Annotated in this window: 20 protein-coding genes and 1 tRNA gene; 7 read left to right on the forward strand and 14 right to left on the reverse strand. The window is 66.5% G+C overall.

Annotation, left to right across the window (positions count from 1 at the left end; all coding sequences use genetic code 11):
- Positions 1-55: 55 nt before the first annotated feature.
- Entirely contained in the window at positions 56-1,813 is a 1,758-nt protein-coding gene (locus AB4Z48_RS06690) for a flotillin family protein (RefSeq protein WP_441613111.1), read from the forward strand.
- A gap of 114 nt (positions 1,814-1,927) precedes the next feature.
- Here AB4Z48_RS06690 and AB4Z48_RS06695 read toward each other — a convergent pair whose 3' ends face one another.
- Both AB4Z48_RS06695 and AB4Z48_RS06700 read right to left on the reverse strand, forming a co-directional pair.
- The gene (locus AB4Z48_RS06695) at positions 1,928-2,926 is read right to left on the reverse strand and encodes a Bug family tripartite tricarboxylate transporter substrate binding protein (protein WP_441613112.1); all 999 of its coding nucleotides are present in this window, start codon (positions 2,924-2,926) and stop codon (positions 1,928-1,930) included.
- 206 nt (positions 2,927-3,132) lie between these two features.
- Entirely contained in the window at positions 3,133-4,761 is a 1,629-nt protein-coding gene (locus tag AB4Z48_RS06700) for an acyl CoA:acetate/3-ketoacid CoA transferase (RefSeq protein WP_441613113.1), read from the reverse strand.
- A 161-nt stretch (positions 4,762-4,922) separates the two neighbouring features.
- Here AB4Z48_RS06700 and AB4Z48_RS06705 point away from each other — a divergent pair, with 161 nt between their 5' ends.
- Entirely contained in the window at positions 4,923-5,729 is an 807-nt protein-coding gene (locus AB4Z48_RS06705) for an IclR family transcriptional regulator domain-containing protein (RefSeq protein ID WP_441613114.1), read from the forward strand.
- Between the two features lie 151 nt (positions 5,730-5,880).
- Here the strand turns inward: AB4Z48_RS06705 and AB4Z48_RS06710 are convergent, their stop codons facing one another.
- Positions 5,881-6,747, reverse strand: coding sequence for an NmrA family NAD(P)-binding protein (locus AB4Z48_RS06710; RefSeq protein ID WP_441613115.1), 867 nt, complete (start codon positions 6,745-6,747; stop codon positions 5,881-5,883).
- 109 nt (positions 6,748-6,856) lie between these two features.
- On the opposite strand from AB4Z48_RS06710, the gene AB4Z48_RS06715 reads away from it, so the two are divergent.
- Positions 6,857-7,765 carry a LysR family transcriptional regulator gene (locus tag AB4Z48_RS06715; protein ID WP_441613116.1) on the forward strand — a complete coding sequence of 303 codons (909 nt, stop codon included), beginning with the start codon at positions 6,857-6,859 and terminating at the stop codon, positions 7,763-7,765.
- Positions 7,766-7,841: 76 nt separating this feature from the next.
- Entirely contained in the window at positions 7,842-8,309 is a 468-nt protein-coding gene (locus AB4Z48_RS06720; RefSeq protein WP_441613117.1) for a hypothetical protein, read from the forward strand.
- On the opposite strand, the gene AB4Z48_RS06725 is transcribed toward AB4Z48_RS06720, so the two are convergent.
- Positions 8,306-8,470, reverse strand: a complete 165-nt coding sequence (locus AB4Z48_RS06725; protein WP_441613118.1) for a hypothetical protein — start codon at positions 8,468-8,470, stop codon at positions 8,306-8,308. The two genes, AB4Z48_RS06720 and AB4Z48_RS06725, sit on opposite strands and share 4 nt — an antisense overlap.
- Before the next feature lie 597 nt (positions 8,471-9,067).
- Between AB4Z48_RS06725 and AB4Z48_RS06730 the strand changes: the two genes are divergently transcribed.
- The gene (locus AB4Z48_RS06730; protein WP_441613120.1) at positions 9,068-11,065 is read left to right on the forward strand and encodes an acyltransferase family protein; all 1,998 of its coding nucleotides are present in this window, start codon (positions 9,068-9,070) and stop codon (positions 11,063-11,065) included.
- Positions 11,066-11,134: 69 nt separating this feature from the next.
- On the opposite strand, the gene AB4Z48_RS06735 is transcribed toward AB4Z48_RS06730, so the two are convergent.
- Positions 11,135-11,213 (reverse strand) — tRNA-Ile (locus AB4Z48_RS06735).
- 35 nt (positions 11,214-11,248) lie between these two features.
- Positions 11,249-13,522 carry an RNA polymerase sigma factor RpoD gene (rpoD, locus tag AB4Z48_RS06740; RefSeq protein ID WP_441613121.1) on the reverse strand — a complete coding sequence of 758 codons (2,274 nt, stop codon included), beginning with the start codon at positions 13,520-13,522 and terminating at the stop codon, positions 11,249-11,251.
- Here rpoD and AB4Z48_RS06745 point away from each other — a divergent pair.
- Positions 13,512-13,907 carry a hypothetical protein gene (locus AB4Z48_RS06745; protein ID WP_441613122.1) on the forward strand — a complete coding sequence of 132 codons (396 nt, stop codon included), beginning with the start codon at positions 13,512-13,514 and terminating at the stop codon, positions 13,905-13,907. The two genes, rpoD and AB4Z48_RS06745, sit on opposite strands and share 11 nt — an antisense overlap.
- 108 nt (positions 13,908-14,015) lie before the next feature.
- On the opposite strand, the gene dnaG is transcribed toward AB4Z48_RS06745, so the two are convergent.
- From dnaG to AB4Z48_RS06765, 4 genes are all read right to left on the reverse strand, one after another.
- A complete protein-coding gene (gene dnaG, locus AB4Z48_RS06750; RefSeq protein ID WP_441613123.1) occupies positions 14,016-15,830 on the reverse strand; it encodes a DNA primase in 1,815 nt (604 codons plus the stop codon).
- Between the two features lie 238 nt (positions 15,831-16,068).
- On the reverse strand, positions 16,069-16,518 hold the full coding sequence (locus AB4Z48_RS06755; protein ID WP_441613124.1) for a GatB/YqeY domain-containing protein: 450 nt from the start codon (positions 16,516-16,518) through the stop codon (positions 16,069-16,071).
- A 129-nt stretch (positions 16,519-16,647) separates the two neighbouring features.
- A complete protein-coding gene (gene rpsU / locus AB4Z48_RS06760; protein WP_017226050.1) occupies positions 16,648-16,860 on the reverse strand; it encodes a 30S ribosomal protein S21 in 213 nt (70 codons plus the stop codon).
- A 110-nt stretch (positions 16,861-16,970) separates the two neighbouring features.
- A complete protein-coding gene (locus AB4Z48_RS06765) occupies positions 16,971-18,245 on the reverse strand; it encodes an NAD(P)/FAD-dependent oxidoreductase (RefSeq protein WP_441613125.1) in 1,275 nt (424 codons plus the stop codon).
- Between the two features lie 162 nt (positions 18,246-18,407).
- Between AB4Z48_RS06765 and tsaD the strand changes: the two genes are divergently transcribed.
- Entirely contained in the window at positions 18,408-19,436 is a 1,029-nt protein-coding gene (gene tsaD, locus AB4Z48_RS06770; protein ID WP_441613126.1) for a tRNA (adenosine(37)-N6)-threonylcarbamoyltransferase complex transferase subunit TsaD, read from the forward strand.
- A gap of 58 nt (positions 19,437-19,494) precedes the next feature.
- Here the strand turns inward: tsaD and folE2 are convergent, their stop codons facing one another.
- The 4 genes from folE2 to AB4Z48_RS06790 all read right to left on the reverse strand — a co-directional run bounded on the left by folE2 (position 19,495) and on the right by AB4Z48_RS06790 (position 23,733).
- Positions 19,495-20,298, reverse strand: a complete 804-nt coding sequence (gene folE2, locus AB4Z48_RS06775) for a GTP cyclohydrolase FolE2 (protein ID WP_441613127.1) — start codon at positions 20,296-20,298, stop codon at positions 19,495-19,497.
- Between the two features lie 250 nt (positions 20,299-20,548).
- The gene (gene dxs, locus AB4Z48_RS06780; RefSeq protein ID WP_441613128.1) at positions 20,549-22,459 is read right to left on the reverse strand and encodes a 1-deoxy-D-xylulose-5-phosphate synthase; all 1,911 of its coding nucleotides are present in this window, start codon (positions 22,457-22,459) and stop codon (positions 20,549-20,551) included.
- A gap of 57 nt (positions 22,460-22,516) precedes the next feature.
- The gene (locus AB4Z48_RS06785) at positions 22,517-23,437 is read right to left on the reverse strand and encodes a polyprenyl synthetase family protein (RefSeq protein ID WP_441613129.1); all 921 of its coding nucleotides are present in this window, start codon (positions 23,435-23,437) and stop codon (positions 22,517-22,519) included.
- Complete coding sequence (locus AB4Z48_RS06790; RefSeq protein WP_441613130.1) at positions 23,434-23,733, reverse strand: exodeoxyribonuclease VII small subunit; 300 nt, start codon at positions 23,731-23,733, stop codon at positions 23,434-23,436. The genes AB4Z48_RS06785 and AB4Z48_RS06790 overlap by 4 nt, the downstream gene beginning before the upstream one ends.
- Between the last annotated feature and the right edge of the window lie 108 nt (positions 23,734-23,841).

The raw sequence follows: 23,841 nt of genomic DNA on the forward strand, positions 1-23,841 counted from the left end.
CGCCTTCTCGCTGTCCCACGGTCTTTCCATGAACTAAGGGAGTGTCAAAACCAAAATGGATTCCATCATCTTCTGGGGTGTCATCGGGCTGGCCGGGGTGATCGGCCTGTGCATCGTCGGCCTGATCTTCTCGCGCCTGTACACGCGCGCTTCCGCGGAACGCGCCTTCGTGCGCACCGGCCTCGGCGGGCAGAAGGTCATCATGAGCGGCGGCGCCATCGTGCTGCCGGTGTTCCATGAAATCATCCCGATCAACATGAACACGCTCAAGCTCGAGGTCAGCCGCGCCTCGCGCGACAGCCTGATCACCAAGGACCGCATGCGGGTCGACGTGGTGGTGGCCTTCTTCGTGCGCGTCAAGCCCACCGTGGAAGGCGTCTCCACCGCCGCGCAGACCTTGGGCCAGCGCACGCTCGCGCCGGAGAGCCTGCGCGCGCTCGTGGACGACAAGTTCGTCGACGCGCTGCGCTCCACCGCCGCCCAGATGAGCATGCAGGACCTGCAGGATGCACGCGAGCAGTTCGTGCAGGGCGTGCAGAATACGGTGGCCGAAGACCTCACCAAGAACGGCCTGGAACTGGAGAGCGTGTCGCTCACCAACTTCAACCAGACCTCGAAGGAATTCTTCGATCCCAACAACGCCTTCGATGCCGAGGGCCTGACCAAGCTGACGCAGGAAACCGAGCGCCGCCGCAAGGAGCGCAACGAGGTGGAGCAGGACACCGAAGTCGCCGTGCGCGAGAAGAACCGCGACGCGCTGGCCAAGAAGCTGGCGATCGAGCAGCAGGAATCGTTCATGAAGCTCGAGCAGGAGCAGCAGGTCAAGACCCGCACCGCCGAGCAGAATGCGCGCATCGCATCGTATGAGGCCGAGCGGCGACAGGAAGCCGAGCAAAGCCGCATCACGGCCGAGCGCCAGGTCCAGGAATCCGAGATCCAGCGCGAGCAAGCCGTGCGCACGCGCAAGGTGGAAGCCGAGCGCGACGTGCGGGTCAAGGAGATCGAGCAGCAGCGCGTCACCCAGATGGCCGCCATCGAGCAGGCCAAGGTCACGGAAATCGCCGCGCAGGAAAAGGCCATCGTGATCGCCGCCAAGTCCGAAGCGCAATCGCAGGCGCAGTCGCGCGCCAACGAGGCGCTGGCCGAGGCGGTCAAGGCCGAGCAGATGGTGGAGACCACGCGCCGCACCGCCGAAGCCGACCGGGCCAAGCAGGTCGCGCTGATCGAAGCGGCACAGGAAGCCGAGACCCAGGCCGTGCACGTGACCACGCAGGCGCGCGCCGAGCGCGAAGCCGCGCAGATGCAGGCCACCGCCATCGTCGAACTCGCCGAGGCCGCGCGCAAGAAGGGGCTGGCCGAAGCCGAGGCGCAGCATGCGCTCAACGACGCCATCAACGCGCTGTCTTCGGACCAGACCAGCCTCAAGTTCAAGCTCGCGCTGCTGCAGGCACTGCCTGCCGTGATCGAGCAGAGCGTGGAGCCGATGAAGGCCATCGACGGCATCAAGATCATCCAGGTCGACGGCCTCAATCGGGGCGGCGTCGCAGTGCCGGGAGATGCCGGCAACGGCGGGGGCAATGCCGGCAACGGCGGCAGCAACCTTGCGGAGCAGGCGATGTCCGCGGCCCTCTCCTACCGCGCCCACGCGCCGCTGATCGATTCGCTGCTGAAGGAAGTCGGCTTGTCCGGCGGCACGCTGCAGGGCCTGGTGCCCGGCCTCGCCGCCGGCTCGCCGGATGGCGGGAACGCCCAGGTCTTCCCGCTCCCGCATGCCGCCGCGCATGCCAACGGCACGCCGCGCGCCGATTCCTGAGCGCGACCGCCTGGCAAGCGCCCACAGGCGAGAGAGGCCGCCGGACAAGACAGCCGGCGGCCTCCTTCACTCCCGGCCGGCAACCTTCCCGCCGGCCAGTCCAGGCATCGGCCCTCAGTCGCCCTTGATGCCGTTGTCCTGGATCACCTTGCCCCACTTCTTGTAGTCGTTGCGCATGCGCGTGGCCAGTTGCTCGGGCGGCATGTAGGCCGCGACCGTGCCCGCGCCCAGCATCTTCTCCTGCACCACCGGATCGGCCAGCGCCGCCTTGAGTTCGGCCGACAGCTTCGCGACCACGTCCTTGGGCGTGCCGGCGGGCGCCAGCAGGCCACCCCAGGCGGTGGCTTCGAAGCCGGGGAAGCCCTGCTCCGCCACCGTCTTCACATCGGGCGTGAAACTCACGCGCTTGGCCGAGCCGACTGCGATCGGGCGCAGCTTGCCGGCCTTGATATGCGGCAGCGCCGCGATCATGTCGGAGAACATCATCGGCACCTGGCCGGCCAGCAGGTCGGAGATCGCCGGCGCGCTGCCCTTGTACGGCACGTGCTGCACGTCGAAATGCCCGAGGCTCTTGAGCAGCTCGGTCGAGAGGTGGCCAAAGCTGCCGTTGCCCGCGCTGGTGTAGTTCATCGCACCGGGCCTGGCCTTGGCGCGCGCGATGTATTGCTGCAGGTCCGTCACGTCGGGCAAGGCTTGCGGGTTGACCACCATGACGATAGGCAGGTCATAGGCAGCGCCGATCGGCGTGAAGTCCTTGAAGATGTCGTAGCCCTTGCGCGCGATCAGGTGCGGCGCCAGCAGTGTCGGCGTGGCCAGCACCATCAGCGTGTAGCCGTCGGGCGCGCTCTTGGCTACCCCTTCCGCGCCGATCGTGCCGGATGCGCCCGGGCGGTTGTCCACCAGCACCGTCTGCTTGAGCGATTCGCCGATCTTCTGGCCGATGATGCGCGCGGCGGTGTCGGTGGGCCCGCCCGGCGGGAATGGCACCACCAGCCGGATCGGCTTGGACGGGTAGGCCTGGGCGAATGCCTGCGATGCGCACAGCGGCAAGGCGGCTGCCAGGATGATCGCGCCCGCGCGGCGCGTGAAAGTACGGCGGCTTGTCTTCTGCATGATGAGTATGAAACGTGATCCGGCAATGACGCGGCCGGCTCCACAGCCCGCGCACGCGTCGGCCACCCGGCAAACCAAGGGGAACGACAGGACAAGGCTTCGATGGTCTCCTCCGCGGCCGGTCATGGCCGGTCGCCATTCTTGATGGCCGGCGGGCGCATGCCTGCCCGTTTCCCCGGGGTGTGGCCGCCGGGAGCCTCAGGGAATCAGAGCGCCAGCGGACCGGCGCGGAACAGCCGTGCATCCATCACGCGCAGGTCGCTGGCCACCGCGATCTCGGTGGCGCACTGGTCGAGCACGTCGCGCTGCAGATCGATGCCGGGCGCAATCTCGATCAGCGTCAGGCACTCCGCGCCGATCGCGTCGGGCCGCATCTCGAACACCGCGCGCTCGGTGATGTAGAGCACGGGCACGCCCATCGACGCCACATAGGGCCCGTTGAAGCTCAGGTGGGAGACGTGGGGCACGATCTTCTTGACGCGCCCTTCGCGCACGATGCGCAGCGCCCCATTCTCGACGCTCACCTCGAGCCCGCCCGCCGTGAGCGTGCCGACGAAGACCACGGCCTTGGCGCTCTGCGTGATATTGATGAAGCCGCCGACGCCGGCGATCAGCGCTTCGGCACCTTCGCCGAACTTGCTCACGTTGACGTTGCCGTGCCCGTCCAGCTCGGCCAGGCCGAGGATGGCCAGATCGATGCCGCCGCCCTCGTAGAAATCGAATTGCGCGGGCTGGTCGATCACGGCCTCCGGATACGCCGATGCGCCGAAGCTCAGCCCGTCCGCCGGCGTGCCGCCGATCGGACCGGCTTCCACGGTGAGCGTGAAGCCATCGAGGCCGGCCCCGGATGCCAGCATGCCGACAGCCGCCGGCATGCCCACGCCGAGATTGACCACGCGCGGCTGGCGACGCGCCAGCTCCAGCGCAGCGCGCCGCTGCACGATGGTGCGCGCGTCGAGCGCGACATCGGCTTGCGCGGCATGCTCGCCGGCCGCTTCGGCTTCCTCGCCCCGCCACGGCGTCACGTAGGCGGGGTTGAACGCCTCCGCGAAGGTCATCTGGTGATGCGCGGGGTCCTGGCTGACGACGACGTAGTCCACCAGGATGCCGGGCACGTGGATGGCCTGCAGGTTGTCGTGATGGTCCACCAGCGACTCCACCTGCGCGATCACGATGCCGCCGGAGTTGTGGGCGGCCTGCGCCAGCGACAGCAGTTCGTGGTGAAAGGCCTCGCGATGCGTGCTCAGGTTGCCGCGGCTGTCCGCGGCCGTGCAGCGGATCAGGGCGCAGTCGATGCGAAAGCTCGGGTAGAAGAGATATTCGTCGCCGCGGAATTCGATCGCTTCGACCCAGTTCGCGCGGTTCTCCGCGATGGCCTGCTGCCCGCCGCGGTTGATGGCGCCGCCATGGTAGCGACTGTCCTGCGCCGTGCGCGGATCGACGAAGGTATGCAGGCCGATCTTGCTCATCACGCCGGGCTTGCCGCCCGCGATGGCGCGGTACAGGTGCGTCAGCACGCCCTGCGGCAGGTTGTAGCCCTCGCACTGCTCGGCCATGGCGAGCGCGGCCAGCCGCGTGGCGGAACGCCAGTGCCCGCCGACGATGCGGCCCGTCATGCCGGCATTGCCGAAGTGGTTGACGCCGCGCGCGCCGCGGTCGCCCTGCCCGGCCGAGTACACCAGCGTCAGGTCGCGCGGCAGCCCGCACTCCAGGAAACGCTGCTCGAGCGCGCTGGTCACAGCCTCCGCATGGCCCGCGCCCACGAAACCGGCGCTGGCCACGGTCCACTGCGATTGCACGAGCGCAGCAGCCTGCTGCGCGCTGATGACCTTCATGGCTGTCTCCGTCTGTTCTTCCAGTCCGTTCTGTGCCGGACCGCATTCCGCGAACAAATGTTCGCAAAACGCATATCATACGGAGGCATGTCCGTATCGCGCAAGTGCGCTCAGGGCAATAAAATCCCCCGTTTCGATCGTTCCCCATCCACAAGCAGCCCATGAACCGTGCAAGAGCGGCAGACGAGGTCCCCGCGGCCGACCCGCAAGAAAAGAGCGAGTTGCTCGATTCCCTGACCAAGGGCCTGGCGCTGCTGCGCCTGTTCGCCTCCGGCGCGGGCAGCCTCACCATGCAAGAGGTGGCCGAACAGCTCGATGTTACCCGTGCCGCCGCACGCCGCCTGTTGCTGACGCTGCAGCACAACGGATACCTGGCGCAGGACGGGCGTGAGTTCTCCATCACGCCGCGCGTGATGGACCTGGGCTACGCCTATTTCGCCTCGATGGACCTGCCGCGCCTGGCCGGACCCTATCTGAAGGCGCTCGCCGAGCAGGCCGGTGAAACCTGTTCGCTCGGCGTGCTCGATGGCGAATCGGTGGCGCTGGTGGCGCGCGAGGAGCCGCAGCAGATACTGCGCGTGGACATGGGAGTCGGGCGCCGCATGCCCGCCTATGCGCACTCGCTCGGGCGCGTGCTGCTAGGCGGCCTGGACGACGAGGCGCTCGATGCGTACCTCGCCACCGCCCAGCTGCGCAAGCTCACCCCGTTTACCGTCAGCTCGCGCACCGCGCTGGCGCGCACCCTCAGGCAGGTGCGCAGCCATGGCTACTGCACGCTGATCAGCGAGCTCGTGGATGGCTACGCCGGCATCTCCGTGCCGCTGCGCGCGGCCTCCGGCAAGGTGGTGGCGGGCGTGGGCTTCAGCATGGTGCTGGGCAGCCGCGACGAGGCCCATCTCGTGCGGCACTACCTGCCGGCGCTGCAGCGCGCGGCGCAGGAAATCGAAGCGGTGCTGCGCAGGAGCTGACCCGGCGAACCACGGCTGTCGTCGCGCACGATCCGGGCAGCAGCACCGCGCTGTCACCCGGCAAGCCCGCACACCGCATCGGGCGGGATCACCGCCCGCCCACATGGCGGCCGGGCACTACCGCCGCCGGACATGCGCCCTCGATGCGCCTTCACTGCTGGCGCTCCACCATTGCCGCCAGCACTGTCTGCAGCGGCACGGTGCCCTTGCGCGTGTCTGCCTGCGCCGCCTCGAAGTCGATCCAGCCGGCGTTGAAGCCATCGAGCATCTGCGCGCGCGGCACCGGGTTGTTCATGCCCTGCGCGCGGAACAGCGCTTCCCACGAGGCACGCGGAACAACCTGCGCCTTGACCTCACGGCCCAGGAGTGTCGAGAGCGCGGCGGCAATCTCCAGCGGAGCGATGCGGCGCGGCCCTTCCAGCTCCACGACCCGGCGCCCTTCCCAGGATTGCTGCAGCAACTCCGCCGCGACGCGGCCCACATCGGCCGTCGCCACCATCGGCACCGGCTTGTCCAGCGGCTGCAGGTAGCTGGCGAGCACACCGTGAGCAAGCGCCGGCTCGATGTCCCACAGTGTGTTTTCCATGAACCAGCCTGCGCGCACGAAGGCAACCGGCACCGGCAGCGTGCCCAGCTCGCGCTCCATGTGGGACAGCTGCTGCAACAGGTTCGGCTGGGTTGCCTGCGCGCCGATGGTCGACAGGCAGACCACGCGCCGCGGCCGGGCGGCCAGCAGCGCCTGGCGCAATGCCGTCACGATCGCACGCGACTCGGACAGGTCGGCGCAGGGATCGAAGTTCGGCGGCAGCAGCACGAACACCGCCTCGGTGCCCGTGAAGGCACGCTGCAGAGCCTGCGCATCACTCATCTCGGCGAGCGCGACCTCGCAGCCCTGCGCGGCCCATTCGGCACCCTTGTGCGCCGAGCGCACCACCGCGCGCACATCCCTGCCAGCGGACAACAGCGCACGCGCCACCACACCACCCACCTTCCCGGTAATCCCAGTCACAGCAAACATCGTCATCTCCAGTCGGTCGCGGCACGCGCCGCGGTGACCGAATTGTGGTTTCCGCCGGGGAATTTAGCGATAACATGCCTGTCACTTGATTGATGACTGCGAGGCATCGATGAGCTTCGACGAGCGGATCCTGGACGGCATCGGCGTGCTGCTGGCGGTGGTCGACAACGGCGGCTTCGCGCGCGCCTCCGAGGCGCTGGACATGACGCAATCCGGCGTCAGCCGCGCCATCGCGCGGCTCGAAGCCCGGCTCGGCATCCGCCTGTTCGACCGCACCACGCGCACCGTCGCGCTCACCGACGATGGCCGCCGCTTCTACGAAGACATGCTGCCGCTGCTCGCGCAACTCGAGGAAACCACCGCCTCCGCGGGCAAAGGCGTGAGCGTGGTGCGCGGCCGCTTGCGCGTCAACATGGACCCGCTCTTCTCGCGTCTCGTGATCGCCCCGCGCCTCGGCGCATTCGTCGAAGACCACCCCGACCTCACGCTCGACCTGGTCACGCGCGACAACCTCGGCGACATGATCGGCGACGGTTTCGACCTGGCCTTCCGCTTCGGCTTTCCGCGCGCCTCCACGCTGGTCGCGCGCAAGCTGCTCGACATCCCGGTGCTGACCGTGGCTGCGCCCTCGTACCTCAAGCGGCATGGCGCGCCGCAGACGCCGTCTGACCTCGAGAGCGGCGCCCACGCCTGCATCCACTTCCGGGATCCGGAGACAGGCCGGCCCTTCCAGTGGGAATTCCATCGCGGCGATGAACGCATCCTCATCCAGGCCAGGGGGCGGCTGACGGTCAACGATGTCGGCACCATGCACAGCGTCTGCATGGCCGGCCACGGCATCGCGCAGGTGCTCCAGCTCGGCGCCGAGAGCCTGCTGGCTGACGGCCGGCTCGTGCCGGTGCTCACCGACTGGCCCGACGAGCGCTTTCCGCTGTACGCGCTCTATCCCTCGCGGCATCACCTGCCCGCCAAGGTACGGGCCTTCATCGATTTCGTCGCGGCGCTGTGCGTGCGCTAGCCGGCTGCAGGCGCGGCGGGCGGCATAATCGACACAACCGGCGTTAAGTCCCACGCCGCTCAAGAAGGAAGAAGACGTGCCATTCATCATTGCCGGCCTCGCGCTGATCGGGGCCCTCATCTACGGCGCGGTCCGGCTCTACGCAGCCGTGGCCGCCATGTACGGCTCGCTGGCCGGCACGGCGGCGGTTGCCACCGGCGTGGCGCTGCTGGCCGCGCTGGCCGCCAGCCTGCTGCGCCGCTACCGCGCCATCCACGGAAAGAAGATCAACGGCGAACGCGTCGTGTCCCTGGCCGGCCCGTGGGGCAGCATCCGCATCGACGCCGAGAACAAGCGCGGCTATCTCGACCTGGGCGGGCGGCAAGCGAAATTCCTGTTCGCCGATATCGCCGGCGCCAAGGCGGCGGACATCGGCGGCAGGTGGACGGTCGGCCTGGCGCTGGAGCACCACGCGCAAGCCAGCTGGGAGTTACCGATGGCGAGCCGCAAGGAAGCGCTGCGGTGGGAGAAGATCATCGGGCTGGCGGCGGCCCAGCAGCTTTAGGCGTCGAAGGCGGATGGCGGAAGGCGCGAGCGCACTGCGCATGCCCGCCGCCGTTCACCCTGCTTGCCCAGGCCTGGCTTCTCCATCGCGGCCTTTTCCTGCCGCATCGCTTGCGCCGCGTACTTCGCGTACGTCGCGCCATCCGTGTAGCGGATCTCCATGTGGGAGCGCGCCAGCGATTCCGCTTAGTCCGGCACCTCCATCGCCGTTCCGGCGTAGCCCAGAAAGCCCCGTGTTTCACGCGGAATAGACGGGTATTTCGGCGCGTTCGTGCGTTGACCCACGCAAATTGCCTACCTTATGATCGGCCCGCATGGCTGTCGAATGGCGCCATGCATCCCGGTCTCAACAAGTAGCAGCAGTGGCCAAGGTCCAATTCACGGCAAAGCAAGCAGACGAGCACGACCTTCCCGAAGGCGAGCCCGCAGCCAGCGATGCCAACTCTCGTATTCGCTTGCGCAAGCTTCCCCGGCAACGTTCCTGCCTGAGCGTTCGCGCGATCGGTGACGCCGATCGATGTCCCCTGCAAGGGATGACTGCCCAGGCACGCGAAACGCACCCCATCGGATATTCCGCACAAGCCCGCGCCGCACGCACGGCCCGCTGCCTTCGGGCAGCGCAGCGGCGCTGGGCGAGATATCACTGCTACGCGTGCGCCGCGCTCATCGATATCTGGCTTCCTCGCATTCCGGGAAATACAAACGGTATTTCACGGAATGTCCCGGGACATTCCCGGCCAAGATAAGAATTCACTGACAATGCCTCCCCCATACAGATCCGAAATAGACGGACTAAGAGCGCTCGCCGTCTTAAGTGTCATCCTCTTCCATGCCGGCATCGAGCGAGCTTCCGGAGGATTTGTCGGCGTCGACGTCTTCTTTGTCATATCGGGATACCTCATCACCTCCCTGGTACTCAAGGAAGCAGGGGAAGGAACATTTTCCTTACGCGCGTTCTATGAGCGCCGCATTCGCCGGCTGCTGCCGCCGCTTATCCCGGTATTCTTTCTCACATGGGGATGCGCATTCTTCCTGCTGAATGCCACCCAGTTCAAGAGTTTCAGCAAGAGCGCATATGCCGCGCTCGGCTTTGCCTCCAACTGGTATTTCCTGTCTACGGTCGGATATTTCGAAGGCCCCGGGGAATTCACGCCGTTGCTGCATACATGGTCCCTGGCCATCGAGGAACAGTTCTATTTCCTCTTCCCCTGCATCTTGTTGCTGCTGCTCAAGATGAAGGGCAAGTGGCTGGCCTTCGGCGTGGCGCTGGCGGGCTTGCTCTCCTTCGCTTATGCCTGCACCCTCATCGGAGACGGGCTGGTCGACACGGCCTTCTACAGCTCCCTGTCGCGCTTCTGGGAATTGCTGACAGGTGCCCTGCTCGCAACCGTTGTCGTCTCCGGGCCGCGCCGCGCCATCGTGGCCGACACGATGGAGTTGGCGGGCGTGGCGATGATCATCGCACCCGTCTTGATGTACACGGACAGCACGCCATTCCCGGGCGCGTTCGCCCTGCCGCCGACCATCGGCGCCGCCTTGATCATCGCGGCGTTCGGGCGTGGCCGCCTCGTGGCACCGATGCTGAAATCACGGCCCATGGCCGGGATCGGCCTGATTTCGTATGGCCTGTACCTGTGGCACTGGCCGATTCTCGTCTTCGCACGCACGGCAAAGCCGTCGGACGACAACAAGTTCATCTTCGCCAGCCTGTTGGCAACGCTGCTGTGTGCCGTCATTTCCTACCACTACGTCGAGAAACCCATACGGACGAAAGCCGCTGCTCCCGCGACGAAGGATGTCTACGCGCTTTTCCTGGCTTTCACCACGTCGATGCTGGTGGTGGTGGCGATTGGCGCGAGTCCGTTCGTCAAGGATTATCGCTACAGCGCATTTGCCCAGATCCGCAAGGCCCTGTATTCCGGCGGCAAGGCGCAGGTCATCGCCCATATCGAGGATGAGGAAGCCTACTACCTCGACACGTTGAATCTCAACTACGACGGCGAATCGGGAGACTATGATCCCGCTCAGGACAGCCGCTGGACATGCAGCTATGACTACGACAACAGCCCGGAACGGATCCTTCGCTGCCTGACCTCGCAGGCAAAAAGGCATAACGTCCTTGTCATGGGCGACAGCGTTGGCCGCGATACCTTGCACGCCTTGCAGCGAGGATTCCCGGCGCTGAATTTCATCATGCTGCATCAATCCTCGTGCCCGCCCGGGGACCGTCCCAAGCGGGTCGGCGGCGTCATGTGCTTCCCCGACTCCGCCGACCTTCTCGCCCAGCTGAAGAAGCGCATCCACATCGATGCGATCGTGATCAATTTCAGCTACGTCCCCGAGAACTGGGAAAACGTCGAGCCGGGCCTGGTCGCGGCGAAGACGGTGACGGACGACGTGGTCATGCTCGGCGTGTCGCCCATGTTCTACCTGCCGATCTCCCGGTACATCAAGTCGTTGCCGAAGAACGTCCCCATACCGCAGACGATCCCGGAGGCCGACACCAGCCTGACGCGCTGGAACTATCACGATATCGCGCATGAGGCGCAGTCGATGGCAGCCCGGCATGGCATCGCCTTCGTCGGTGTCACGGATATGTTCTGCCCATCGCAGCAATGCAGGCTCTGGATAAACGGTCGGCACGACAAGCCTCTTTTTATCGATCAGGAACACCTGACCAACGAAGGCATCGACGTATTTGCGCGCTTCCTGGAATCGCAACCGGTGCTGGCCAGGGCGCTCGAGCGGGCAAGCTAGGCGAGCGCTGATCTTCGCGCAATGGAAAAAAGAAAAGGCCCCACAGCAAGCTGTGGGGCCTTTCAACATTGGTGGGCCTCCCGTGAGTCGAACACGGCACCAACGGATTATGAGTCCGCTGCTCTAACCAGGCATGAGCTAGAGGCCCTGGAAAGTCAGACCGGCGCGCTGAGCGCGCTCCGGTCAGCTACCTTCGAGGAAACTCTTCAGCTTGTCGGAGCGGCTCGGGTGGCGCAGCTTGCGCAGCGCCTTGGCTTCGATCTGGCGAATACGCTCGCGGGTGACGTCGAACTGCTTGCCGACTTCCTCCAGCGTGTGGTCCGTGCTCATTTCGATGCCGAAGCGCATGCGCAGCACCTTGGCTTCGCGCGGCGTGAGCGAGTCCAGCACGTCCTTGACGACGTCGCGCATGGAACCGTGCAGCGCCGCTTCGGCCGGGGCCAGCGTGTTGGTGTCTTCGATGAAGTCGCCCAGATGGGAGTCGTCGTCGTCACCGATCGGCGTTTCCATGGAGATCGGTTCCTTCGCGATCTTCATGATCTTGCGGATCTTGTCTTCCGGCATCTCCATCTTCTCGGCCAGCGTTGCCGGATCCGGCTCGTTGCCGGTTTCCTGCAGGATCTGACGCGAGATGCGGTTCATCTTGTTGATCGTTTCGATCATGTGCACCGGAATACGGATGGTGCGCGCCTGGTCGGCGATCGAACGGGTGATGGCCTGGCGGATCCACCACGTGGCGTACGTGGAGAACTTGTAGCCGCGACGGTATTCGAACTTGTCCACCGCCTTCATCAGGCCGATRTTGCCTTCCTGGATCAGGTCGAGGAACTGCAGGCCGCGGTTGGTGTACTTCTTGGCGATCGAGATCACGAGACGCAGGTTGGCCTCGGTCATTTCACGCTTGGCTTCGCGGGCGCGCTTCTCGCCTTCGGACATCTTGCGGTTGACGTCCTTCAGTTCCTTGAGCGGCAGCACCACGCGCGCCTGCAGGTCGATCAGCTTCTGCTGCAGTTCGTGCACGGCCGGCACGTTGCGCTCGACGATGGTGCTGTAGCCCTTGCCGTCGTCGATGATGGTCTGGATCCAGTCGAGGTTGGTCTCGTTGCCCGGGAAACGGGCGACGAAGTCCGCGCGCGGCATGCCGCACTTGTCGACCACGATCTTGAGGATGGAGCGCTCGAACTTGCGCACTTCGTCCACCTGGCCACGCAGCGTGTCGCACAGGCGCTCGACATTGCGCGCGGTGAAGCGGATGCTCATCAGCTCGGCCTGGATGGCTTCCTGGGCCTTGACGTAGGCCTTGGACTTGTAGCCTTCCTTCTCGAACGAGCGGCGCATCTTGTCGAACTGCTCGGCGATGACGCGGAATTTCTCCAGCGCGGCCTGCTTCAGTTCTTCGAGCTGGCGTGCCGAAGCGGCCAGGCCGCCGGCGTCGTCGTCCTCGTCGTCCTCGGACTCTTCGTCGTCGGACTCCAGGTCTTCCTCCTCGGCGGCGGCAGCGGCTGCCACCGGCGCGGGGGCGGCGGGAACGTCATCGGCGTTGGGATCGATCAGGCCATCGACGAATTCGTCGATCTTGATCTCGTCGCTGGCAACGCGCTCGGCCAGGGCCAGGATTTCGGAAATGGTGACCGGGCAAGCCGAGATCGCCATGACCATGTCCTTCAGGCCGGCTTCGATACGCTTGGCGATTTCGATTTCGCCTTCGCGCGTGAGCAGCTCCACGGTACCCATTTCGCGCATGTACATGCGCACGGGATCCGTGGTGCGGCCGAATTCGGAGTCCACGGTGGACAGCGCCGCTTCGGCTTCTTCCTCCGCTTCTTCCTCGCTGGTGGCCGACGGTGCGTTGTCGTTGAGCAGCAGGGTTTCCGCGTCGGGCGCCTGTTCGTAGACAGCGATGCCAATGTCGTTGAGCGTGGCGACCAGGGTGTCGATCGTTTCCGAATCGACCATGTCGTCCGGAAGGTGATCGTTGATTTCCGCGTAGGTCAGGTAACCGCGCGACTTGCCCAGCTTGATCAGCGCCTTGAGCTTCTGGCGGCGAGCTTCGAGTTCTTCCTCGGTGCCCTGCTGGGTCGAGGCGAACTCCTTGAGCAGGGCCTTTTCCTTGGCCTTGCGGTCACGGGCCTTCTGCTTTTCGGTCTTGGGCGCCGCAGCAGGTGCTGCTGCGGGCATATCATCTTCGTAAAGCTCTTCAGTCACGTCGTCTGTGGTGCTGTCGTCGTGCTGCATGCCGGCCTTGGGCTTGCGGCCACGCTTCTTCGGCTCCGGCTTGACTGCCGGAGCGGCGGGACGCTCGGATGCAACGGGGGCGGAAGTGGTGGCAGGTGCCGGGGCCTCCGACTCGGGGGCGGCCGACTTGGCGCCTCCGGTCTTGGCACTGGCTGCTGCCGCTCGCTTGCTCTCGACTTCGGTAATCTGCTGTTTCGCCACGGTGATACTCTTGCCTTTCACTGGTACAGATGCGGCGTACTTGCCGCTTGTATTGGCGCTATCGCCGCTCTCGCGTGCCGAAGTCGAGGGCCTCAAATTTTCGGATATGCGGGTTCCGGAGGAAGTGCTCGCAGCGGGCGCCTTGGCGCTCCGAGCGGTCTTAGCTGGCACAGGCTGGGCGGGCGTCTTGACTGACGCGGCTGACGTCGCAGCCGCCGTTGATTTCACGGACGCCTTGCCGCTCCCCGCTTGGGGAGCTTTAGTGGAAACCTTTTCGGTTGCTTTGGCCTTTGCCATTGGCACGCTCACTTTCACCAGAACTGGAGAGAAAGATTTCGCTATCCAAACCGACTATTGTAGCACGTTGCAGCTAGCCGGCTTCCCATCAGGTGAGGTTTTCACCTGAAAAATCAAGGCTTAAGCTCAAAACGACCAGGCCAAGCCTTCACTTGTTCCTAATGCATCCACCGCCACGCCCGCTTCGGCGCACCTCGCCGGGCAGGCCTGGCGGCGCCTATCCCAGCTGCCGCCGGCGGTTGATCTCGCTGACCAGCCAGCGCATGCGGCTCTTGGCGGCCTCATCGGCCGTGCCCGCGATCACCGCCGCCTGCAGGCCATCGAGCTCGCGCCGCAGCGGCTCCGCCAGCAGCTTCGCGATGGCCGCGTCGAACTCCTGCTCGGCGGGCTCCTCTTCGATCTCTTCGCGCAGCACGGCCGCGCGCACATTGGCATAGACCTCGGCGTAGGGCGACTGCGCCAGATGCTCGCTGAAGGCCGCGAAGTTCACTTCGCCACGCAACTCGTCGCAAGCGGACACCAGATGCGCGAGGACTTCGGCGCCGGCCTGCTCGTCTTCCAGCAACAGTGCGCGGCTGTCGGCGTCGAGCCGGGCCGAGAGCTGCGGGTAGCACATCAGCAGCTGCAACACGCGCTGCTCGAGCCCCGTGGGCGCCTGACGCTTGGTGCGGGGCCGCGGCTGCGCGAACCGGCCTACCCGCGCCGGGTCGCTGGCCAGGCCGCAGACCGCCTCGATCTCGGCCGGCGTGGTGCCGGTGGCATCGGCCAGCTCGCGCACGATCTGCAGGCGCAGGCCCCCGGCCGGCATGGCCTGCAACAGCGGCTTGGCCTCATACTGGGCGCGGGCGCGGCCTTCTGGCTGGCGCAGGTCCTGCCCCTCGGCAACCACCTGCAGCAAGAAGCGCGACAGCGGCATGGCGTCGCGCACCTGGGCAGCGAAGGCATCGGTCCCCTGTTCGCGCACATAACTGTCCGGATCGTGTTCGGCCGGCAGGAACAGGAAGCGGATGGTCTTGTTGTCCGCCACGTAAGGCAGGCAGGCTTCCAGGGCGCGCCGCGCGGCCCGGCGCCCCGCGGCATCGCCGTCAAACGAGAAGACCACCGCGTCGGTCTGGCGCAGCAGCTTCTGTACGTGCACTGCCGTGCACGCGGTGCCCAGCGTGGCAACCGCGTTGGCAAAGCCCAGCTGGGCCAGCGCGACCACATCCATATAGCCTTCGACCACCAGAACGTAGCCGGTTTCCCGGATCGCATGGCGCGCCTCGAACAAGCCATAGAGCTCGGTGCCCTTGCTGAACAGCGGCGTTTCGGGCGAATTCAGGTACTTGGGCTCGCCCTGCCCCATCACCCGCCCACCAAAGCCGATGACCTGGCCCTTGGTGTTGCGAATGGGGAACATGATGCGGTCGCGGAAGCGGTCGTAGCGGCGCGGCTTGCCGTCGGCATCGCGTTTTTCGCTGCTTTCGATCAGCAGGCCAGCCTCCACCAGCGGCCCCGCGATGGCGTCGTCGCGGTAGCTGCCGAATACGGCTTCCAGCCCCTGCCAGTCATCCGGCGCATAGCCGAGGCCGAAGTGCGCGGCGATCTCGCCGGTCAGCCCGCGGCCCTTCAGGTACTGGACCGCCTGGGGCGCGCCGCGCAACTGCTTGCGGTAGAACTCGGTGGCGCGCGTCATGGCGTCCGACAGCGCCAGCGAACGTGCCTGCTGCTCGGCGCGCTGGGCCGGCGGCAGGCGATCGCGCTCCTCCGGCACCGACAGGCCGACCGATTGCGCCAGCTCGCGCACGGCATCCGGATAGCCCTGGCCGGAGTATTCCATCAGGAAGCCGATGGCCGAGCCATGCGCGCCGCAGCCGAAGCAGTGATAGAACTGCTTGGTCGGCGACACCGTGAACGACGGCGACTTCTCGTTGTGAAAGGGACACAGCCCCATGAAATTGGCGCCGCCCTTCTTCAGCTGCACGTATTTGCCCACCACGTCGACAATGTCGACACGGTTGAGCAGGTCCTGAATGAAGGATTGCGGAATCACCCGGCTGTTCGTCCTTGTGCCGAACCGCCCGTCGGGAGCGGGCGGCGGCGATATGATGGCGATGAAAAGCGTGACCGGAACTGCGCTTTCCCGGCCCTTAACTCTATATTGTAGTGCAGACGCAACGGATTGCAGGGAGCTCCGGCGAGGGGTAGTGGCCCGAATGCGACGCAAGACATACTTTTGCAGCGCATCGATGAGCGGCCGCCCGTCGCCCCGGGGCAGCATGCATTGCCGCTCAGCGCGGGGCCAGCGCGGCCTTGACCAGGCCGGAAACCGCCGTCATGTCGGCGCGGCCTGCCAGGCGGGGCTTGAGCACGGCCATCACCTTGCCCATATCCTGCGGGCCGGCCGCGCCGCTCTCGGCCACGGCCTTCTGCACTTCGGCGGCCACTTCGGCGTCGGACAGGGCCGCGGGCATATAGGCCTTGAGCACTTCCACCTCGGCGCTTTCCTTGTCCGCGAGATCGGTGCGGCCGGCTTGCGTGAACTGGGTGATGGAGTCCTTGCGCTGCTTGATCAGCTTGTCGATCACGGCCTGCACGGCGGCATCGTCGAGCTCGATACGCTCATCCACTTCCTTTTGCTTGATGGCGGCCAGCAGCAGGCGGATGGTACCGAGGCGCTCGGACTCGCGGGCACGCATGGCGGCCTTCATGTCATCGCTGATACGGGCTTTGAGGGACATGGCAATCTTCCAGATAGAGTGATGCGGGACGGGGGCGACCGGGGAACACGGCCTGCCGCGCGGCCGCCAATGCAAAAACCCGCCGGGGCCTTGCCCGCAGCGGGTTCTGACGCAGATGCGAAGGTACGGTCAGTACAGCTTCTTCGGCAGCATCTGGCTGCGGATGCGCTTGTAGTGGCGCTTCTCGGCAGCGGCCTTCTTGCGCTTGCGCTCGGCCGTCGGCTTTTCGTAAAACTCGCGAGCCCGCAACTCGGTAATCAACCCATTCTTTTCGATGGTGCGCTTGAAACGGCGCATGGCGACTTCAAACGGCTCATTGTCTTTAAGGCGGATGGTAGTCATGTGCTGAAATATGTAGCAGCGGTTAAACGGTACTGCGAGGTTTTTGCGAAAGCGCAAAGTTTAGCACAGGGGTTGTCAAGTCCGCATTGCAGGAAATCGCAGGGCGCAGCCTAGGCAGCGCCCTGTCCCGCGGCCCGTGCGATTTCCGCAACAGACTGGCCTGCGGCCACCCCGGATGCCCACGCCCACTGGAAGTTGTAGCCGCCCAGCCATCCGGTCACGTCGACCACTTCGCCGATGAAATAGAGATTGGGCACGGTACGCGCCATCATCGAGCTCGACGACAAGCCGCGGGTGTCCACGCCGCCAAGCGTCACCTCGGCCTTGCGGTAGCCCTCGGTCCCGGACGGCACCAGTTGCCAGCCGTTGAGCGCCGCGCCGAGCCGGCGCAGGGACTTGTCGGGCATGTCGTGCAGCGGCTGGGCGCCGTTCAGGCCGGCCGCCGCGCACCAGGCGTCGGCCAGCCGCGCCGGCAGGCGCTCGGCCAGGAGGTTGGCCAGGTGCTTGCGGCTGCTGCCCTTGTGCTCCAGCAGCCAGTCGCTCGCATCGTTGCCGTCGAACAGATCGATGGTGATGGGCGTACCCGGCCGCCAGAAACTGGAAATCTGCAGCACGGCGGGGCCGGACAGGCCACGGTGCGTCCACAGCAGGTCTTCGCGGAAGGCGCCGGCGGCCTTGCCGCCGCCGGAGGCGATGTCCACCTCCATCGAAACGCCGGCCAGCGGCGCGAACGGCGCCCAGCCCTGCCCGTCGAAGGTCAGCGGCACCAGCGCGGGGCGCGTCTCGACCATGCCGAGGCCGAACTGGCGGGCGATCCGGTAGCCCAGGTCGGTGGCGCCGATCTTGGGAATCGACAGGCCACCGGTCGCCACCACCAGCGCGCCGGCCCGGATCGGCCCCTGCGTGGTCATCACCAGGAAATCGTCGCCTTCGCGGCGCACCTCCTCGACGCTGCAACCGGTGCGCCAGGCCACGTCGCCAGCCCCGCATTCGGCGCCCAGCATGTCGATCACCTGCTCGGCGCTGTCGTTGCAGAACAGCTGGCCGCGGTGTTTTTCGTGCCAGTCGATCTCATGGCGGCGCATCAGGCCGAGGAAATCCTGCGGCGTGTAGCGCGCCAGCGCCGAGCGGCAAAAGTGCGGATTGCCAGACAGATAATTGGCCGGGCCAGCCTGCAGGTTGGTGAAGTTGCAGCGCCCGCCGCCGGAGATGCGGATCTTCTCCGCCAGCTTCGTGGCGTGGTCGACCAGCACCACGTTGGCGCCGCCCTGCCCCGCCACCGCGGCGCACATCATGCCCGCGGCCCCGGCGCCGAGCACCGCCACGTCGAAGCGCCCGGCGCGCGCGCTACCCTGCCCGGCTCCCGTGGTCTGCCTGCTGCTCATGTCCATCCTGCCTGCTGAAGAAGCGGCGATTGTAGCGAAAAGCGGGGCCAGCGCCGCTGTGCTACCCTGCTGGCCTTGCGCCAGGCCACCGCCCACACGGGCCGCGGCCTGCGCCAACCCCTTGATTTGCCGGCCCCGCCCGAGGCCGGCCCGGCGCTTCCCATGCTTGTCCTCGGCATCGAATCCTCCTGCGACGAAACCGGCCTGGCCCTCTACGACACCGGGGCCGGCCTGCTCTCCCACGCACTCCATTCGCAGATCGCCATGCATCGCGACTACGGCGGCGTGGTGCCCGAACTCGCCTCGCGCGACCACATCCGCCGGGTGCTGCCGCTGCTGCAGCAGATCCTCGGCGAGGCCGGGCGCACCCGCGCCGACATCGACGCGATCGCGTTCACGCAGGGACCCGGCCTGGCCGGCGCGCTGCTGGTAGGGGCATCGGTCGCCAATGCGCTGGGCTTCGCACTCAATGTGCCGATGCTCGGCGTGCACCATCTCGAAGGCCACCTGCTGTCGCCGCTGCTGACGCGCGATCCGCCGCCCTTCCCCTTCGTTGCCTTGCTGGTGTCCGGCGGGCACACGCAACTGATGGAGGTGCGCGGCATCGGCGACTACACGCTGCTGGGAGAAACGCTGGACGACGCCGCCGGCGAAGCCTTCGACAAGACCGCCAAGCTGCTCGGCCTGAACTATCCGGGCGGGCCCGAGGTATCGCGGCTGGCCGAATTCGGCACGCCCGGCGCCTTCGCGCTGCCGCGGCCGATGCTGCATTCGGGCAACCTGGATTTTTCCTTTGCCGGACTCAAGACGGCGGTGCTGACGCAAACCCGCAAGCTCGGCAATGTGTGCGAGCAGGACCGCGCCAACCTGGCGCGCTCGTTCGTCGACGCCATCGTCGACGTGCTGGCCGCCAAGTCGATGGCCGCGCTCAAGCAGACCGGGCACCGCAGGCTGGTGGTGGCCGGCGGCGTGGGCGCCAACCGGCAGTTGCGCGAGCGGCTGAACCAGCTCGCCGCGCAGAAGAAGATCGAGGTGCATTACCCCGACCTGGCGTTCTGCACCGACAACGGCGCGATGATCGCCTTCGCCGGCGCGATGCGCCTGCAGGCCGCGCCGCAGCTGGCGCAGCGCGACTACAGCTATGGCGTGACGCCGCGCTGGGAACTGTCGGATATCCGGCTGCCGGCCTAGCGCCCGGCAGGTCCGGCGGACCGCATGCTGCCTGCGCCCGCCGGCAGCATGCAGACGATCAGGCGACCCGCTTGTCCCGCTCGATCACGGCGTAGGCGCTGTGATTGTGGATGGATTCGAAATTCTCCGCCTCGAGCACGTACGCCACGATGCGCTCGTCCGCATTGAGGCGCATGGCGATGTCGCGCACTAGGTCCTCGACGAACTTCGGATTTTCATAGGCGCGCTCGGTGACGAACTTCTCGTCCGGGCGCTTGAGCAGGCCCCACAGCTCGCACGAGGCTTCTTCCTCGGCCATGCGCACCAGCGCCTCGACCGGCAGGTCGCCCGCCAGCTCGACATTCATGGTGATGTGCGAACGCTGGTTGTGCGCACCGTACTGCGAGATCTTCTTGGAGCACGGGCACAGGCTGGTGACCGGCACCAATGCCTTCAGCGATACCTTGGCGGCGCCGTTGCGCACTTCGCCGACCAGGGTGACCTCATAGTCCATCAGCGATTGCACGCCCGATACCGGCGCGACCTTGTTGATGAAATACGGGAAGGTGACTTCGATGCGGCCGGCCTCGGCCTCGAGCTTGAGCAGCATCTTGTCGAGCAGCCTGCGGAAGGTGGCCGGTTCGAGCGGCTCGCGCTCTTCCTCGAGCAAGGCCACGAAGCGCGACATATGCGTGCCCTTCTGGTCGGCGGGCAGGTGCACGTCGAGATTGAAGGTGCCAACGGTGGCCTGCACGCCAGCCGGCGTCTTCAGCGACAGGGGATAACGCACGCCTTTCACGCCGACCCGCTGGATGGGGATCTGGCGGGTGTCGAGGCTCGACTGCACGTCGGGCATCACGAAGGCGGGATTGATGTCATTCATACCGGATTCCTAGGTTTCCTCTACGGTCGCGGCATTTTTCGCAGACAACACTGCCGCGCAACGAGTGTGAAACCGCGGGCGACGGCAACCCATGCCTCCCGCAGCTGCGAACACAGAACGTGGGATTCTAAGTGAAATCGCCCGGGGCTGCCCGGGCGGAGACGATACCCGCACACGGAGCGCGGGGATGCGCAGGGGGATCAGCGCGCGGCAAGCGCACGCCCGCCGGCAGCGGGCATGCGGGGCAGGATCAGGCCGCGCGCGTGGCGACCGTCGCCGCGGCCAGGTTGAAGCGTTCGCGCACCGAGTGCTCGATGCCGGCAGCGTCCAGCCCGCACTGCGAGAGCAGGAAGGCGGGGTCGCCGTGGTCGACGAAGCGGTCGGGCAGGCCGAGCTGCAGCACCGGCACCGCGACACCGGCAGCGGCCAGCGCTTCGAGCACCGCGCTGCCCGCACCGCCCATCACGCAGCCTTCTTCGACGGTGACGAGATAGTCGTGCTCGCGCGCCAGCTTCTTCACCAGCTCTTCATCGAGCGGCTTGACGAAGCGCATGTTGGCCACCGAAGCGTCGAGCGCCTCGGCCGCGCCCAGCGCAGGATGCAGCATCGAGCCGAAGGCCAGGATGGCCACGCGCTGGCCGGCGCGCGCGCCGCCAGTGCGGCGCATCTCGCCCTTGCCCACCGGCAGTGCGGTCAGTGCCGCCTCGGTCGCCACGCCGGCGCCCGCGCCGCGCGGATAGCGCACGGCGGTCGGACAATCCTGCTGGAACGCGGTGGTCAGCAGCTGGCGGCATTCGTTCTCGTCGGCCGGCGTCATCACCATCATGTTGGGGATGCAGCGCAGGAAGGCGATATCGTAGGCACCCGCGTGGGTGGCGCCGTCGGCGCCGACCAGGCCCGCGCGGTCCAGCGCGAACACCACCGGCAGGTTCTGCAGCGCCACGTCGTGGATCAGCTGGTCGTAGCCGCGCTGCAGGAACGTCGAATAGATCGCCACCACGGGGTGCAGGCCCTCGCAGGCCAGGCCGCCGGCGAACGTCACCGCGTGCTGCTCGGCGATGCCCACGTCGTAGTAGCGGTCCGGGAAGCGCTTCTCGAACTCGACCATGCCCGAGCCTTCGCGCATGGCCGGCGTCACCGCCACCAGGCGCGAATCGGCCGCGGCCATGTCGCACAGCCAGTCGCCGAACACCTGGGTGTAGGTCTTGCGCGCCGGCTTGGCCGACGGGCGGATGCCTTCGGCCGGATTGAACTTGCCCGGGCCGTGGTACAGGATCGGGTCGGCCTCGGCCAGCTTGTAGCCCTGGCCCTTCTTGGTGACCACGTGCAGGAACTGCGGGCCGCCCCCTTCGAGGGCGCGCTGGCGGATGTTCTGCAGCGTCGGCACCAGCGACTCGAGGTCATGGCCGTCGATCGGGCCGATGTAGTTGAAGCCGAACTCTTCGAACATCGTCGCCGGCACCATCATGCCCTTGGCGTGTTCCTCGAAGCGCTTGGCGAATTCCAGCACCGGCGGCGCCACCGACAGCACGCGTTCGATATGCTTCTTGGTCGAGGCATAGAACTGGCCGCTCATCAGGCGCGCGAGGTGGCGGTTGAGCATGCCGACCGGGGGCGAGATCGACATGTCGTTGTCGTTGAGCACCACCAGCAGCGGCAGGTCCTTGTAGACGCCCGCATTGTTCATGGCTTCGAAGGCCATGCCCGCGGTCATCGCGCCGTCGCCGATCACGGCGATCGCTACGCGCTTCTCGCCCTGCGTGCGCGCGCCCAGCGCCATGCCGAGCGCGGCCGAGATCGAGGTCGAGGAATGGGCGGTGCCGAAGGTGTCGTATTCGCTTTCCGAGCGGCGCGGGAAGCCCGAGATGCCACCCCACTGGCGCAGCGAATGCATGCGGTCGCGCCGTCCGGTCAGGATCTTGTGCGGGTAGCTTTGGTGGCCGACGTCCCATACCACGCGGTCCTCGGGGGTGTCGAACACATAGTGCAGGGCGATGGTCAGCTCGACCGTGCCGAGATTGGACGACAGGTGGCCGCCGGTCTGCGACACGGATTCGAGCACGTAGGCGCGGAGTTCATCGGCCAGCGTCTGGAGCTGGCGCCGGTCCAGCCTGCGGAGGGCGGCGGGGTCTTCTATGGTTTTGAGCAGTGCGTAGGTCATAATGTCCGTTCGGCGGCCGGATTCTTGTGCCCGGTTATCGGTTTTCTGCTTATCAGTTCAATTCGAGCGCAGCACGATCAGATCGGCCAGTTCGCCCAGGCGTTTGGCGCGCGCGCCGAACACCGCCAGCGCCTCGTGCGCCGAGGCGCGCAATTTCGCTGCCAGCTCGCGGGCGGGCTCGAGGCCCATCAGCGAGACATAGGTCGGCTTGTCGTTGGCGGCATCCTTGCCGGCGGTCTTGCCCAGCGTGGCGGTATCCGCAGTCACGTCGAGGATATCGTCCACCACCTGGAACGCCAGCCCAACAGCCGCGGCATAACGGTCGAGCGCGGCCAGGCCGGCTTCGTCCACCTTGCCGCAATAGGCGCCCATGCGCACGCTGGCGCGCAACAGGGCACCGGTCTTCATGCGGTGCATCGCTTCGAGTTCATCCAGCGACATGGCCAGGCCGACGTGCTGCAGGTCGATTGCCTGCCCGCCCGCCATGCCGACCGAGCCGGAGGCCCGGGCCAGTTCCGCCACCAGGCGCATGCGCGCGGCAGCATCGAGCGAGGCCAGCGAAGCCGATTCGGCCAGGACCATGAACGCCTGGGTCTGCAGCGCGTCGCCTACCAGCAGCGCCGTCGCCTCATCATAGGCCTTGTGCACGGTGGGACGCCCGCGACGCAGGTCGTCGTCGTCCATGCAAGGCATGTCGTCATGCACCAGCGAATACGCGTGGATCATCTCCACCGCGCAGGCCGCGGCATCGCAGGCCTCGGGTGTGGCACCAGCCACTTCGCCGGCAGCGTGCACCAGCAACGGCCGTACTCGCTTGCCGCCGCCGAGCACAGCATACCGCATCGCGTCATGCAGCTTGCCGGGCACGGTATCGACGGCGGGCAGCTCGGCCTCGAGCGCCGTTTCGGTCCTGGCGCCCCGGGCGCGCATCCAGCCGGCGAAATCGCCGGCGTCGAGATTCTGCCTGGATTCGCTCATTCCTGCTCTCCCGCCATCGTGGCCTCGGCCGGGGCGGACTTCAGTACATCGCCCTCCAGCACCTTGACCTGCTGTTCCACGCGCTCGAGCGTCTGCTGGCAATACCTCACCAGCTCCGCGCCGCGCTTGTACGCCGCCAACGAATCTTCCAGCGGCAGTGCCCCGCCTTCCATGCTGGCCACCAGTGCCTCCAGTTCGGCCATGGCGGCCTCATAGGATGCGGGCGTCGCGGTGGCGGACCGCTGGTCGGCCGAGGCCGGATCGGCCTGGGCCGGGGAGCTCGTAGTCTTGGGCATTGCGGACATTGAATCTGGGGAAGCTGGGATTTTACGCCAAAGCGCGAGATTGGCCCCATCCATGCATGCGTGTGTGCATGGCGTTGCCGGAAAGTGACTTGTGCGCTT

This window comes from Cupriavidus sp. 2TAF22 (assembly GCF_052115045.1).
Taxonomy (GTDB): Bacteria; Pseudomonadota; Gammaproteobacteria; order Burkholderiales; family Burkholderiaceae; genus Cupriavidus.

Coding starts and splice junctions, on each gene's coding strand:
- AB4Z48_RS06705 (WP_441613114.1), top strand. CDS start 4,923: ATGAACCGTGCAAGAGCGGCAGACGAGGTCCCCGCGGCCGACCCGCAA.
- folE2 (WP_441613127.1), bottom strand. CDS start 20,298: ATGAATGACATCAATCCCGCCTTCGTGATGCCCGACGTGCAGTCGAGC.
- AB4Z48_RS06755 (WP_441613124.1), bottom strand. CDS start 16,518: ATGTCCCTCAAAGCCCGTATCAGCGATGACATGAAGGCCGCCATGCGT.
- rpsU (WP_017226050.1), bottom strand. CDS start 16,860: ATGACTACCATCCGCCTTAAAGACAATGAGCCGTTTGAAGTCGCCATG.
- AB4Z48_RS06790 (WP_441613130.1), bottom strand. CDS start 23,733: ATGCCCAAGACTACGAGCTCCCCGGCCCAGGCCGATCCGGCCTCGGCC.
- AB4Z48_RS06730 (WP_441613120.1), top strand. CDS start 9,068: ATGCCTCCCCCATACAGATCCGAAATAGACGGACTAAGAGCGCTCGCC.
- AB4Z48_RS06715 (WP_441613116.1), top strand. CDS start 6,857: ATGAGCTTCGACGAGCGGATCCTGGACGGCATCGGCGTGCTGCTGGCG.
- tsaD (WP_441613126.1), top strand. CDS start 18,408: ATGCTTGTCCTCGGCATCGAATCCTCCTGCGACGAAACCGGCCTGGCC.
- AB4Z48_RS06695 (WP_441613112.1), bottom strand. CDS start 2,926: ATGCAGAAGACAAGCCGCCGTACTTTCACGCGCCGCGCGGGCGCGATC.
- AB4Z48_RS06690 (WP_441613111.1), top strand. CDS start 56: ATGGATTCCATCATCTTCTGGGGTGTCATCGGGCTGGCCGGGGTGATC.
- AB4Z48_RS06700 (WP_441613113.1), bottom strand. CDS start 4,761: ATGAAGGTCATCAGCGCGCAGCAGGCTGCTGCGCTCGTGCAATCGCAG.
- AB4Z48_RS06785 (WP_441613129.1), bottom strand. CDS start 23,437: ATGAGCGAATCCAGGCAGAATCTCGACGCCGGCGATTTCGCCGGCTGG.
- dxs (WP_441613128.1), bottom strand. CDS start 22,459: ATGACCTACGCACTGCTCAAAACCATAGAAGACCCCGCCGCCCTCCGC.
- AB4Z48_RS06765 (WP_441613125.1), bottom strand. CDS start 18,245: ATGAGCAGCAGGCAGACCACGGGAGCCGGGCAGGGTAGCGCGCGCGCC.
- AB4Z48_RS06710 (WP_441613115.1), bottom strand. CDS start 6,747: ATGTTTGCTGTGACTGGGATTACCGGGAAGGTGGGTGGTGTGGTGGCG.
- AB4Z48_RS06725 (WP_441613118.1), bottom strand. CDS start 8,470: ATGGAGATCCGCTACACGGATGGCGCGACGTACGCGAAGTACGCGGCG.